10 protein-coding genes and 1 tRNA gene are annotated in these 13,612 nt (G+C 73.7%); 5 read left to right on the forward strand and 6 right to left on the reverse strand.

The window, feature by feature from the left end; translation table 11 throughout:
• Positions 1 to 51: 51 nt before the first annotated feature.
• The 5 genes from ACUY4T_RS02680 to ACUY4T_RS02700 form a co-directional block, all read right to left on the reverse strand.
• Positions 52 to 1,212: an MFS transporter gene (locus ACUY4T_RS02680; protein WP_446017337.1), complete on the reverse strand. Its 1,161-nt coding sequence runs from the start codon at positions 1,210 to 1,212 to the stop codon at positions 52 to 54.
• Positions 1,213 to 1,296: 84 nt separating this feature from the next.
• Positions 1,297 to 4,758 (reverse strand): error-prone DNA polymerase, encoded by a 3,462-nt coding sequence (locus tag ACUY4T_RS02685; RefSeq protein ID WP_446017338.1) that lies wholly within the window; start codon positions 4,756 to 4,758, stop codon positions 1,297 to 1,299.
• Positions 4,758 to 6,314, reverse strand: a complete 1,557-nt coding sequence (locus tag ACUY4T_RS02690) for a DNA polymerase Y family protein (RefSeq protein ID WP_446017339.1) — start codon at positions 6,312 to 6,314, stop codon at positions 4,758 to 4,760. Before ACUY4T_RS02690 ends, ACUY4T_RS02685 begins: the two co-directional genes overlap by 1 nt.
• Positions 6,311 to 7,084, reverse strand: a complete 774-nt coding sequence (imuA', locus tag ACUY4T_RS02695) for a DnaE2-dependent mutagenesis accessory factor ImuA' (RefSeq protein WP_446017340.1) — start codon at positions 7,082 to 7,084, stop codon at positions 6,311 to 6,313. Before imuA' ends, ACUY4T_RS02690 begins: the two co-directional genes overlap by 4 nt.
• Positions 7,085 to 7,417: 333 nt before the next feature.
• Positions 7,418 to 7,501: transfer RNA gene (locus tag ACUY4T_RS02700), tRNA-Leu, on the reverse strand.
• 104 nt (positions 7,502 to 7,605) lie between these two features.
• Here ACUY4T_RS02700 and ACUY4T_RS02705 point away from each other — a divergent pair.
• The gene (locus ACUY4T_RS02705) at positions 7,606 to 8,961 is read left to right on the forward strand and encodes a M20/M25/M40 family metallo-hydrolase (RefSeq protein ID WP_446017341.1); all 1,356 of its coding nucleotides are present in this window, start codon (positions 7,606 to 7,608) and stop codon (positions 8,959 to 8,961) included.
• Between the two features lie 92 nt (positions 8,962 to 9,053).
• Complete coding sequence (locus ACUY4T_RS02710; protein WP_446017342.1) at positions 9,054 to 9,875, forward strand: undecaprenyl-diphosphate phosphatase; 822 nt, start codon at positions 9,054 to 9,056, stop codon at positions 9,873 to 9,875.
• A 45-nt stretch (positions 9,876 to 9,920) separates the two neighbouring features.
• Here the strand turns inward: ACUY4T_RS02710 and ACUY4T_RS02715 are convergent, their stop codons facing one another.
• A complete protein-coding gene (locus tag ACUY4T_RS02715) occupies positions 9,921 to 10,829 on the reverse strand; it encodes a PAC2 family protein (RefSeq protein ID WP_446017343.1) in 909 nt (302 codons plus the stop codon).
• 77 nt (positions 10,830 to 10,906) lie between these two features.
• Between ACUY4T_RS02715 and ACUY4T_RS02720 the strand changes: the two genes are divergently transcribed.
• Genes ACUY4T_RS02720 through ACUY4T_RS02730 form a run of 3 tightly spaced genes read left to right on the forward strand, consistent with a single transcriptional unit; the run spans position 10,907 to position 13,590 of the window.
• A complete protein-coding gene (locus ACUY4T_RS02720) occupies positions 10,907 to 11,581 on the forward strand; it encodes an HAD family hydrolase (protein ID WP_446017344.1) in 675 nt (224 codons plus the stop codon).
• A complete protein-coding gene (locus ACUY4T_RS02725; protein ID WP_446017346.1) occupies positions 11,578 to 12,594 on the forward strand; it encodes a tRNA (adenine-N1)-methyltransferase in 1,017 nt (338 codons plus the stop codon). The genes ACUY4T_RS02720 and ACUY4T_RS02725 overlap by 4 nt, the downstream gene beginning before the upstream one ends.
• A gap of 42 nt (positions 12,595 to 12,636) precedes the next feature.
• On the forward strand, positions 12,637 to 13,590 hold the full coding sequence (locus tag ACUY4T_RS02730; protein ID WP_446017347.1) for an FKBP-type peptidyl-prolyl cis-trans isomerase: 954 nt from the start codon (positions 12,637 to 12,639) through the stop codon (positions 13,588 to 13,590).
• Positions 13,591 to 13,612 lie beyond the last annotated feature (22 nt).

The following is a 13,612-nucleotide window of genomic DNA, read 5'->3' on the forward strand; positions in this document are numbered from 1 at the left end:
GCTAGCGAACGGTTCCCGGCGTCGCGCGTCGACACGGCGGGAGACCGGCGCTCACGCGTGTGCCGGGGACCGACGCGCGAGGCGTGCGGTCCACGCCGCGCCGGCGAACGCGATGGCCGCGGCGAGCGCGAACGCCCACGGGATGCCGAACGGCGCGGCGACGAGTCCGAGCGCGATCGGGCCGATGCCGAGGCCCAGGTCGAGTGCCGCGCTGGCGGTGCCCGACGCGATGCCGCGTTCGGACGGGGACGCGGTCGCGAAGACCGCGGCGAAGAATGCGGGCGTCGTGAAGGTGATGCCGACCCCCATGAAGACGACGCCGACGATGAGCCCGACCCAGTCCTGCCAGGTCGCGGCGATGACGAGGCCGATGCCGATGGCCACCAGCGAGGCGGCGGCGAGCGGAAGCGACGGGAGTCGATCCGGAACCCGCGCGAACGCGATGCGGCACACGACGACGACACCGCCGTAGGCGAAGAGGGCGATGCTCGGCGAGGCGAGGTCGATGCGCTCTGCCCACAGCGTCGCGAACGCGATGAAGCCGCCGACGGCGGCGAGCGAGCTGAGGAAGCCGATCGAGATCGGGATCGCCGGACGGTGGACGATCCGGATCCGGCCGCCGACCTCCGGCGGTGCCGTCCTCGTCTCGCCGACCAGGAGGGCGAGACCGACGGCCAGCACGGCGAGTCCGGCGCCGCCGAGCCAGACGGCGACGAACCCCGCGGCATCCAGCAGCGCCTGGCCGAGGAGCGGACCGAACGCGATGCCGAGGTAGAGCCCGAGCGAGTTGTAGGACAGCGCCTCGCCCATGCGCGACGCCGGGGCGAGGTCGGCCAGGGCGGCGAACCCGGCCACGAAGAACGCCGCTTCGGCGACGCCCGCGAGCAGGCGCAACCCGATGATCACGAGGAGCTGCTCCGTCGTGGCGAGCAGGGCCAGCGAGGCGGCCGCGATCAGGGCACCGCCGAGGAGCATGGGGCGACGACCGAACCGGTCGGACGCCCGGCCCGCGAACGGCCGGAGCACCAGTGCGGAGACGGCGAACACGCCGACGGCGAGCCCGGCCCACGCCTCATCGCCGCCGACCGGCCCGGTGACGTACAGCGGCAGGGCGAAGAGGGCGACACCGACCGCCGTGAAGTACGCGAGCTCGGCGATCGACAGCGCGATGAACGCGCGCGTGAACAGCGGTTCTCGTGCCGACCCGGTCACATGGCCACCCCCTCGCGTCGCGACAGCGCGCGTGTCCGGCCATCGCCAGCGTATCGCCGCGTCGCGCGCACCGCACAGGCCGGCTCAGCGGAAGTCGCGCGAGCGGTTCGTCGTCGACACGATGAGCGGCTCGAACCGATCGGCCACGAGGTTCACCACCCCCTCGCGCGACCGCTCGAGGATGCCCCGCACCACCATCGCCGGCGCCTCGCGGGCGATGCGGCGGTACCTGGTCCACACGCCGACGCTCGCGATCACGTTGAGCGTGCCGGACTCGTCCTCGAGGTTCATGAACGTGATGCCGCTCGCGGTCGCCGGCCGTTGCCGGTGCGTGACGACGCCGCCGACCTCGATGCGGCGCCCGGACTCGGCTCCGCCCAAACGGTCGATGCGCACCGCCCCGCGCGCGTCCAAGTGGTCGCGCACATGCCGGATCGGGTGGTCGTCGGGGGAGATCCCCGTCGCCCACAGGTCGTACACCACCTGCTCGGCGTCGTTCAGCAGGGGCAGCAGCGGCGGCTGCACGACGACGACCGCCCCCGGCAGGTAGTCGGCGCGGTCCTGCGCCGCCTCTCCCGCGAGCCACAGCGCCTGCCGCGGCCGCAGGTCGAAGCACTCGAATGCGCCCGCGGCGGCGAGCGCTTCGAGCTGGGCCGCATCGAGGTCGGCGCGCCGCGACAGGTCGGCCATGTCGCGATACGGCCCGTGGGCGTCGCGTTCGGCGACGATCCGTTCGGCGACCTTCGCGCCGATCGAGGTCACGTCGGCGAGCCCGAGGCGCACCGCGAACGCGCCGTCGCGCCGGTGCTCCGCCGACCGGTCGGGCGCACCGCGATCGAACGGGCCGACGGGCGGTTGCGTGGGCTCGGCGCAGCCGGGCACGCCGGTCGGAGGCCGGGTGCCGCCGGCCCCCGCCGCATCCGTCGCGCTCGCCGCCTCGGGCACGAGCGCCTCGAGCCCGGCGTGCACGCCCGAGCGCGCCAGGTCGGGCCGGAGCAGCTCCACCCCGTGCCGGCGCGCGTCGGCGGTGAGCGTGTGCGGCGAGTAGAACCCCATGGGCTGGGCGCGCAGCAACGCCGCGAGGAACGCAGCCGGGTAGTGCAGCTTCAGCCACGAGCTCGCGTAGACGAGCAGGCCGAAGCTGATGGCGTGGCTCTCGGCGAAGCCGAAGTTCGCGAACGCCTCGATCTTCTCGTAGATGGAGTCGGCCACGTCGGGCTCGATGCCGTTGCGCGCCATGCCGTCGTAGAGCTTGGCCCGCAGCCGCTCGATCTTCTCGACGCCGCGCTTGGAGCCCATCGCGCGACGCAGCAGGTCGGCGTCGGCCGCGTCGCAGTCGCCGACGGCGACGGCCATCTGCATGAGCTGCTCCTGGAACAGCGGCACGCCGAGCGTGCGCCGCAGCACGGGCTCGAGCTTGGGGTGCAGGTAGGAGATCGGCTCCTCGCCCGTGCGGCGTCGGATGTACGGGTGCACCGCACCGCCCTGCACGGGCCCAGGTCGGATGAGCGCGATCTCGACGACGAGGTCGTAGAAGCAGCGGGGTTGCAGCCGGGGGAGCGTGCCCATCTGCGCGCGCGACTCGACCTGGAACACCCCGATCGAGTCGGCACGGCACAGCATGTCGTAGACCGCGGGCTCCTCCTTCGGGATCGTCGCGAGCTCCCACTCCTCGCCCGTGTGCTCGCGCACGAGGTCGAACGTGTACTGCAGCGCCGCGAGCATGCCGAGCCCGAGGAGGTCGAACTTGACCAGGCCCATCCACGCGCAGTCGTCCTTGTCCCACTGCAGGACGGTCCGGTCCTCCATGCGGGCGTGCTCGATGGGGCACACCTCGCCGACGGGCCGGTCGGTGAGCACCATGCCGCCCGAGTGGATTCCGAGGTGCCGGGGGAAGGTCAGCAACTGCTCGGCGAGCTCGACGACCGCGTCGGGGATGTCGTGATCCTGCGTCTCGACGACGGCGCCCCAGCGCTCGACCTGGCGCGACCACGCGTCCTGCTGGCCCGTGGAGTAGCCGAGCGCCTTCGCCATGTCGCGCACCGCGCCCTTCGGCCGGTAGCTGATCACGTTCGCGACCTGCGCGGCGTTCTGCCGCCCGTACCGGCCGTAGACGTACTGGATGATCTCCTCGCGCCGGTCGGAGTCGAAGTCGACGTCGATGTCGGGCTCCTCGTCGCGCAGCGACGACAGGAACCGCTCGAACGGCAGCTCGTAGAAGATCGAGTCCACCCCGGTGATGTCGAGCACGTAGCAGACCGCCGAGTTCGCCGCCGAGCCGCGACCCTGGCAGAGGATGCCGCGGCGGCGCGCCTCCTGCACGAGGTCGTGCACGATGAGGAAGTACCCGGGGAAGTCCTTCTGCTCGATCACGTCGAGCTCCTTCGCGAGCCGCTCGCGCACATGGGCGGGCACGCCCGGGTAGCGCCGTTCGGCGCCCTGCCACGCGAGCTCGCGCAGCCACGACATCGGCGTGTGCCCCTCCGGCACCTCCTGCCGGGGCAGGCGCGGGCGGGCGCTGCGCAGCCGGAACGACAGGTCGCGCGCGAGCGTCACCGAGTGCTCGACGGCGCCGCCGTACCGGCCGAAGCGGGCGAGCATCTCGGCGCCCGAGCGCAGGTGCCGCCCGTCGGTCGCGGGCAGCCACCCGTCGAGCTCGTCGAGGCTGCGCCGGGCGCGCACCGCCGCGAGCGCCGACGCCAGCCGGTGCTCGCCGGGCGTCGCGTAGTGCACCGCGTTGGTCGCGAGCACGGGCACGCGCGCCCGGGCCGCGAGCGCGGCGAGCGCGTCGTTGCGCACCTGGTCGACCGGGTCGCCGTGGTCGGTCAGCTCGACGACCACGTGGTCGCGGCCGAACAGCGCGATGAGCCGGTCGAGCTCGCGCCACGCGGCATCCGCCCCGCCCTCGCCCGCGAGCGCCCGGCGCACCGCGCCCTTGCGGCATCCGGTCGAGACGACCCAGTGCCCGTCGGCGCGCGCCGCGAGCTCCTCGAGGTCGTAGACGGGTCGCCCCTTCTCGCCGCCCGCGAGCTGGCCGGCGGTGATCGCCGACGCGAGCCGGTGGTAGCCCTCCTCGCGCGCGGCGAGCACGAGCAGGTGGTCGCCCTCGGGGTCGGCGGCGCCCATCTGCGGCTCGGTGAGGCCGAACGACAACTCGGCGCCGTACACGGTCTCGAGCTCCAGGTACGCCTCGGCGGCCTCGGCGAAGCGCACGATGCCGTAGAAGCCGTCGTGGTCGGTGATCGCGAGTCCGGTGAGCCCCAGCCGGTGGGCCTCCTCGACGAGTCGCTCGGGCCCGGACGCCCCGTCGAGGAAGCTGAAGGTGGAATGCGCGTGCAACTCCGCGTACGGCACGATCGGCCCGCCGGGCCGGGCGGCGGCGGCCTCCGACGGGCGGTACGGATGCCGCTTCCGGCTCCAGCCCGGGCTGTCGCCGCCGTCGCCCAGCACCGTCGAGCGGCCGGCCGTCGCGCCGCCCGGCCGCTGCCGGTCGGAGAGCCGGCGCTCGAGTTCGGACCACGGGATCTCGGGGTTGTTCCAGCCCATCAGTCGTACCTCGCCTCGGCCCACCAGCCCTCGGCGTCGCGCACGAGCAGCCACGCGCAGCCGTCGTGGTCGACCACCTGGAAGCGGTGCACCCGGCGAGCGCGCTCCGCGTCCCACCAGCGCTCGACGACCGGCCACGGGCCCGCCCACGCCCGTACGGGAGCAGGCCGCCCCGCACCCACCGCGAACGAGACGGGCGGCGCCGAGATCGCACCGCGGACGTCGACGCGGACCGGTGCGCCATCGGTGTCGACGAGCACCACCGGCATCCGCTCCCGGAACACGCTCGCGGGCGCGAGCGCAGGCAGGCTGCCGGGCCACGGCGCCTCGGCGGCTCCTCGTTCGGGCGCGCGGTCGCCCCACGGAACCAGCACCTGGCGGTCGGCGAGCATGCGCCCGCCGCCGACCGACGCCGTCACCACGCCCTCGTGGCCGAGCATGCTCTGCACCCGCGTGAGTCCGTGGTGCACTCGCTCGTCGGGCCCGCCGCCCCAGAGCCCCGCTTCATGGTTGCCGGTCGAGTCGACGCGCTCGGGCACGACCCGCAGCCGGACGATGGGGGAGTCGAGGCCGGCGTCGGCCGTGCCCGCGCCCTGCAACTGCCAGCGCACCCGGTCGACCACGTCGGCGGGGGTGAACCAGTGAGGGTGCAGCCAGCTCCGGCTCGCGTGTCCGCCGCGCTCGTCGTCGAGCTCGACGCGGATGCCGGTGCACACGAGCCGCACGGCCCGCATCCGCGCGATGAACTCCTCGGCCCGCACGCGGAACGCGAACGCCAGCTGGTCGATGCGCTCCAACGGCGGTTCGAAGTGCTGCTCCACCTCGAAGTCGGGCGGGGGAGTGCGCGGAGCCACCCGCGACTGCTCGCGGCCGGCCGCCCGGTCGTGCGCGAACGCGCCCGCCGCGCCGAACCGCCGCCGCACGTCGTCGTCGGGCAGCGCCGCGAACCCGCCGAGCGTGCGCACCCCGAGCCGGTGCAGCAGCGTCGTCGTGCGCGCGTCGACCACGAGGGAGACCGGCAGCTCGGCGAGGAACGCGGCCGACCCGCCGGAGGGCACCACGTGCACGGGGGCGGCGCCTCCCGCACCCGAGGCGGCGCGCGCCGCCTGTTCCGCCGCGAACGGCCCGTCGGCGACCCCGACGCGCGCACCGGCGACCCCGAGCCCGGATGCCGCATCCAGGAGCGCCCGCGCCGCGGCCTCCTCGCCGCCGTAGTACCTGGCCGGACCCCGGGACCGCATCGCGAGCGCGCCCGGCCGCAGCACCTGCACGCCGGGCACGATCGCCTCGATGCCGCGCACGACCGGCTCGAACGCCCGGTGGTCGAGCGCCGCGTCGTACTCGAGCACCGTGAGCGCGGTCGACCGGTACTGGGCCTCGCGGAGCCGCAGGCCGCGCGCCACGCCGTCGCGGCGGGCCGCGGCCGAGCACGAGTGCACGAGCCCCTTCTCGGTGAGGGCCACGGGCCGGGCGGGATCGATGCCGTGCTCACGGCACGCCGCGAGCACGGGCCAGTCGGGGCACCACAGCACGATCGTGCGCACCGCTGCGCTCACGACGCCCTCGCCGCGAAGTCGGGCCGGTGCACGACGGCATCGTCGACGGCGGCGTGCGCGGACGAGGCCGGGGAGGCGGGTGACGCGCTCTGCTCGTCGACCGCCGCGAACCCGAGATCGCCCGCCGGGAGCCGCAACCGCCGTCGGCTGCCACGGCCGACCTCGCCGCGCCCCGTCACCCTGACGACGGCCTCCCGCTCCGCGAGGTGACCGTGCCCGTGGTCGAGCCCGACCCACTCGCTCTGCTCGAGCTCGAGGCGCGCATCGCTGCCCGGCCAGTCGCCGTCGACGAGCAGCAGTGCTCCGCGCTGCCGCAGCCGGGCCGCGAACCGCGATGCCTCGGCGGGCGCGGGCCGGCCCGGCGGACGCACGGCCACCACCGGGATGACGTCGGCGAGCGCCGCGGCGACCGCGAGCCACTGCCGACCCGGGTCGGGCACCAGCACGAGCCGTTCGAGGTCGATCCCGAACCGCACGGCCGCCTCGACGCCGAATTCGGGGATGCCGGCGACGGCGACCCAGCGCCCGCTCCGAGACGGCCCCGCCAGCGCAGCCATGAGGAGCGTGATCGACCCTTCGACCTGCACGACCGCACCCTCGCGCAGCGCCCCGCCCGGCAGGACCGCGGCGAGCGCCGGATGCGTCGGCACCGCCCGCGAGTCGAGCCGCGTGGCCTGCATGCCGCGGATGCGCGCCTGCAGTTCCTCGACGCGCTCGACCCGGCCCGCGGCCGCCGCGGAAGCGGTCGGCGCGGATCGGGGAGCGGTCATGGTCACCACTCAATATTCGAACACATGTTCGAATACGGCAAGTCGCGGATGCCACGCGTCCACGCCCCCGAGCGGGGGTCGGCACCGGCGCTCTCGGCTCTCGAGCGGATGCCGCCCGCCCGCACCGCCGTACCGTCGCCCCACCAACCGTTTCTCAGGACCGCGCGGCCGAATCGACGCATTTCTCAGGAGGACACGCCGACGATCGCGGCGACACGCGGCGCGGGCTCCTGAGAAGAGCACCTCCGGGAGGGGGAGGGGGGAGTCGGAGGGGGGATCACCCCGGAAACGCGAGAAGGCCGGATCCGAAGATCCGGCCTTCTCGACAACGCGTGCGCGAGGGGGGACTTGAACCCCCACGCCCGTTAGGGCACTAGCACCTCAAGCTAGCGCGTCTGCCAATTCCGCCACCCGCGCGTTGTCTCGAACCGCTGATCGCTCAGCGGCCGTAGAAGACATTAGCACGCTTTTCCGGACCCGTTGACCACCGCCGGAGGCACCCCGGCGCTAGCGTGGAACGCATGTCCGAGACGACCCCGACCGACGCCCGACCACCCGCCGCGGTCGCCGGTGCGAGCCCGCCGGACGGCCTCGACGAGACCGCGGCCATCGCACGCGACCTCATCCGATTCGACACCACGAACCACGGCGAGGGCCGTTCGAACGGCGAGCGCGAGGCCGCCGAGTACGTCGAGGCCCGGCTGCGCGCGATGGGCCTGGAGCCCGCGGTGTTCGAGTCGGCGCCCCGCCGCACGAGCGTCGTCGCGCGGGTCCCGGGCGCGAACCCGGACAAGCCCGCCCTCGTCCTCCACGGACACCTCGACGTGGTCCCGGCCGATCCGCGGAACTGGAGCGTCGACCCGTTCGCCGGCGAGGTCCGCGACGGCATGCTCTGGGGGCGCGGCGCCGTCGACATGAAGGACATGGACGCCATGATCCTCACCGCCGTGGGCGACATCCTCGCAGACGGGCGCCTGCCCGAACGCGAACTGGTCCTCGGGTTCTTCGCCGACGAGGAGGCCGGCGGCCTCTACGGCGCAGGGTGGCTCGTCGACGAGCACCCCGAGCTGTTCGCCGGGGCCACGGAGGCCATCAGCGAGGTCGGCGGCTACTCGATCACCGTCGGCGGCGAGCGGGCGTACCTGCTCCAGACGGGCGAGAAGTCGCTCGTGTGGGTGCGGCTGGTCGCGCACGGCACCGCGGCGCACGGCTCGCGCCTGGTCGGCGACAACGCGATCACGAAGCTCGCCGAGGCGGTCGCGCGCATCGGGCGGCGCGAATGGCCGGTGCGCCTCACCGACACCACCCGGGAGCTGCTCGCCGCGATCGCCGGGGCGCTCGGCGTCGACCCGGAGCAGGTCGCGCCGGACGAGCTCGCGCTCGCGACCGGATCCGCCTCCGGCTTCATCACGGCGACCCTGCGCACCACGTCGAACCCGACCCTCCTCGACGGCGGCTACAAGCACAACGTCATCCCCGACCGGGCGGAGGCGCTCGTCGACATCCGCACGCTGCCGGGGGAGGAGGACGCGGTCCTCGCCGAGATCCGGGAGCTCGTCGGCCCCGACATCGAGATCCTGACGGTGCACCGCGACGTCGGCCTCGAAGCGCCCACCCGCGGGCCGCTGGTCGACGCGGTCACCGGTTCGCTGCGGGCCCACGACCCCGAGGCGACGGTCTTCCCGTACCTGCTCAGCGGTGGCACCGACAACAAGGCCCTCTCGCGGCTCGGGATCGCCGGCTACGGCTTCGCGCCGCTCCGGCTGCCGGCCGACATCGACTTCCCGTCGATGTTCCACGGGGTCGACGAGCGCGTCCCGCTCGACGCACTAGTCTTCGGTAGGCAGGTCCTCCGCGACCTCCTGCTCGCGTACTGAGGGGTCGCGCACCCCGACGCACGTCCACACGACTCCCGACCCCGACGGTCCCGTGCCCTCCGCCGACGCGCAGGGCGGAAGGCGATACCCAGTTGCTCGAAGCGATCATCCTCGGCCTCGTCCAGGGACTCACCGAGTTCCTGCCGATCTCGTCGAGCGCCCACCTGCGCATCCTCGGCGAGTTCCTGCCGAACGCGTCCGACCCGGGGGCGGCGTTCACCGCCATCACGCAGCTCGGCACCGAGGCCGCCGTGGTCGTGTTCTTCTGGCGTGACATCGTCCGCATCATCCGCAACTGGTTCGCCTCGCTCGCCGGGCGGGTGCCCCGCACCGACCCGGATGCGCGCATGGGCTGGCTCATCATCGTCGGCTCGATCCCGATCGTGCTGCTCGGCCTGCTCTTCCAGGACCAGATCGAGACGGTGTTCCGTTCGCTCTACGTGGTCGCGACCATGCTCATCGTCTTCGGCATCGTCTTGGGCCTCGCCGACTGGGCGGGCGCGAAGCGGCGCAAGCTCGACGACCTGACCGTCCCGCACGGCATCTTCTTCGGCCTGGCGCAGTCGCTCGCGCTGATCCCGGGCGTCTCGCGCTCGGGCGGCACCATCACGATGGGGCTCTTCCTCGGCTACGAGCGAGCGGCCGCGGCACGGTACGCGTTCCTGCTCGCCATCCCGGCGGTGTTCGGTTCGGGCTTCTACCAGCTGTTCAAGAGCTGGGGGGAGCCGGCGGTGTACGGTCTGCTCGAGACCGCCGTGGCCACCGTCGTGGCGTTCGTCGTCGCGCTGCTCGTGATCGCGTTCTTCATGAGCTACATCTCCAAGCGGAGCTTCCTGCCGTTCGTGATCTACCGCATCGCGCTCGGCACCACGATCTTCGTGCTGCTCGGCACCGGTGTGCTGCAGCCGTTCTAGCGACCAGCGGCCGAACCGCCGGATGCCGCGTGCGGACGGGCGCGGTCAGGCGCCGTCGCGCGGGCGCCAGGGGCCGCCGCCGGGCTGGTCGCCGCGGCGGCGCAGGTAGCGTTCGAACTCCTGCGCGATGGCCTCGCCCGAGGCCTCGGGGGCGTCGGCGGCGTCGCGCGCCTGTTCGAGCTGCTGGATGTACCCGGCCATCTCGTCGTCATCGGACGCCAGCGCGTCGACGCTCGACTCCCAGGCCTTCGCCTCGTCCTCCAGCGACCCGCGGGGGATGCTGAGCCCGGTCAGTTCCTCCACCTTGCCGAGCAGCGCCAGGACGGCCTTGGGCGAAGGGGCGTTGTGCACGTAGTGGGGCACCGACGCCCAGAGCGACACGGTCGGGATCCCGACGCGCTCGGCCTGGTCGGCGATCACGCTCAGGATGCCCACCGGCCCCTCGTAGGTCGATCGCTCGACGCCGAGCGCGGCACGCACCTCGGGGTTCTCGCTCGAGGCGAAGACCGCGAGCGGCCGCGTGTGCGGCGCGTCCGCGAGCATGGCGCCCAGCAGCACGATGCCCTCGATGTCGGCGGACAGGGCGGCGTCGATGAGCTCGGCGGCGAAGCCCTTCCAGGTGCGCGCCGGCTCGGCGCCGAGGAGCACGTGGAGCGTGTCGGCGCCGGGGCCCGTGACGCCCTCCTCGTCGGGTTCCGCGAGGATGCCGCTCGGGCCGAGGATGGCGGCGCCCGGCCACTTCAGCCGGCGTGAGCCGTCGGGCTCGGCCTGAATGGTGGGGCGCGTGAACTGGTAGTCGAAGTACAGCTCCGGGTCGACCGCGGCGAGCTCGACGAGCCGGAGCCGTTCGGCCAGGAGCCGGGCCGCGCCGGTGGCGGCTTCGCCCGCGTCGTTCCACCCCTCGAATGCGACGATGAGGAGTCGCCCGCCCTCGAACCCGGTCGGCTGCTGCACTCGGTTCGCCCCGCTTCCCGAACCCGGAACCTCCGGGCTCACCTCCACAATAGGGCGTGGCGATAGAATCGCCCGTTGTGACCACAGCCCTCCCCGCCGCCGTCCTGTGGGACATGGACGGCACCCTCGTCGACACCGAGCCGTACTGGATGCGAGCCGAAGGCGAGCTCGTCCGCGAGTTCGGCGGCACCTGGACCGACGAGGAGGCGCTGCAGGTCGTCGGCGCCGGCCTCTGGGAGGCCGCCGCCGTGTTCCAGGGCGCCGGGGTCGAACTCGACGCCGACACGATCGTCGCGCGCCTCACCGCCCGCGTGCGCGAGCAGCTCGCCGACCACGGCGTGCCGTGGCAGCCGGGAGCGCGCGAGCTCCTGAAGTCGGTGCGCGAGGCCGGCATCCCCACGGCGCTCGTGACGATGTCGGTGCGTTCGATGGCCGAGGACATCGTCGGCGCGATCCCGTTCGAGGCCTTCGACGTGCTGGTCACCGGCGACGAGGTCGCCGAGCCGAAGCCGCACCCCGAGCCCTACCTGGCGGCGGCCGGACTCCTCGGGGTCGACATCCGCGACTGCGTGGCGATCGAGGACTCGGTCCCGGGCCTGCGCTCCGCGGCCTCCGCCGGCACCATCGCGATCGGCGTCCCGCACATGGTCCCGCTCGACCCGGCCGCGGCCCACGTGATCTGGGACACCCTCGACGGGAAGGCCGTCGACGATCTCGTCCGGGTCGCCGCCACGGCGAGGGCCGGCGCATGAGCCGCGGCGAAGCGAGCGGGCCCTTCCGCGCCGGCGACCGGGTGCAGCTGACCGGCCCGAAGGGCCGCCTCCACACCATCACCCTCGAGCCCGGCAAGCTGTTCCACTCGCACAAGGGCGCGATCGCGCACGACGACCTCATCGGGCTGCCCGACGGCTCGGTCGTCGCGAACGCGGTCGGCGTCGAGTACCTGGCCCTGCGCCCGCTGCTCAGCGACTTCGTGATGTCGATGCCCCGGGGCGCCGCCATCGTCTACCCGAAGGACGCCGCGCAGATCCTGGCCCAGGCCGACGTCTTCCCGGGCGCGACGGTCGTCGAGGCGGGGGTCGGCTCCGGGGCGCTCTCGCTCTGGCTGCTCCGGGCGATCGGATCGGACGGCCGGCTGATGTCGTTCGAGCGCCGCGCGGAGTTCGCCGACGTCGCGCGCGGCAACGTCGCGACGTTCCACGGCGAGGACCCGGCGAACTGGACCATCACGCTCGGCGACCTCGCCGAGGCGCTGCCGGAGCAGGCGCCCGCGGCATCCGTCGATCGCGTCGTGCTCGACATGCTCGCGCCGTGGGAATGCCTCGGCGCGGTGTCCACCGCGCTGAAGCCCGGGGGAGTGCTGCTCTGCTACGTGGCGACGGTCACGCAGCTCTCCCGGGTCGCCGAGGCGATCCGGGCCACGGGTTCCTACACCGAGCCCGCGGCGAGCGAGACCATGGTGCGCGGATGGCACGTGCAGGGCCTCGCCGTCCGGCCCGACCACCGCATGATCGCCCACACCGGCTTCCTCCTCACTGCGCGTCGCCTCGCACCCGGCACGGTCCTCCCGGAGCTCAAGCGCCGTCCGTCGAAGACCGAGTTCAGCGACGAGGACGTCGAGGCGTGGACCCCGGGCGCGCTCGGCGAACGCAACGTGAGCGACAAGGTGCTGCGCAAGCGGGCGCGGGCGGCGGACGCCGCGGCCCGCAGTTCGCGCGAGGACGACGACGCCCGACCCGACACCGGAGCCGCCGACGCCGACTAGGCTGTCTGCGCCCCGTTCCCACCGACGACGAAACGAGGACCCGTGCGTCTCCCGCTCGCACTCCTTGCCACCGCCACCGCGGCGGCACTCACGCTGTCCGGCTGCACCGCGGCCCCCGAGCCGAAGGCCAGCGCCGGCGCGTCGTCCGACCTGATCGAGGTCGGCGGCGACTTCGGCGAGACGCCGCGCGTCGACTTCCCGACGCCGGTCTCGCCCGACGAGACGCAGTGCACCGAGGTGATCGCCGGCGAGGGCGACCGCCTCGTCGCGGGCCAGCAGGCGCTGGTCGGCCTCGCGGTGTACAACGGAACCACCGGCGAGGAACTGACCACGGGCGGCTTCGGCGGCGAGGAGCCGATCTCGCTCCTGCTGGGCGGGGGCGGCATCCCCGGCTTCGCCGCCGGCCTGACCTGCGCCCGCGAGGGCTCGCGCGTCGTCGTGGTCGTCCCGCCGTCGGACGCCTTCGGCGAAGCGGGCAACGAGCAGCTCGGCATCGCTCCCGAGGACAGCCTGGTGGCCGTGTTCGACGTGCAGCGGGCCTTCCTCCCCAAGGCGAACGGGACGCCGCAGCTGACCCGCGACGGGTTCCCCGCCGTGGTCACGGCACCCGACGGCCGCCCGGGCATCACCGTGCCCGACGCGGAGCCCTTCGACACCACGCAGGTCGAGGTCATCAAGGGCGGCGACGGCCCCGTCGTCGAGGACGGCGACCAGGTCGTCGTGCACTACACCGGGGTCCTCTGGGACGACAACGAGGTGTTCGACTCGACCTGGGAGCGCGACGGCCAGCTCGGCGGCCCGACCACCTTCACGGTCTCCGAGGGCGAGGCCTCGCAGGTCATCCCCGGGTTCTCGAAGGCGATCATCGGCCAGAAGGTGGGCTCGCAGGTCGGCGTCGTGGTCGCTCCGGAGGACGGCTACGGCGATGCGGACCAGGCCCGCATCCCCGCCGGCTCGACGCTCTTCTTCGTCATCGACATCCTCGGCGTGGTGTGACCCGGCCGAACGGATGCCACCC

The sequence above is a fragment of the Agromyces arachidis genome, assembly GCF_052805135.1.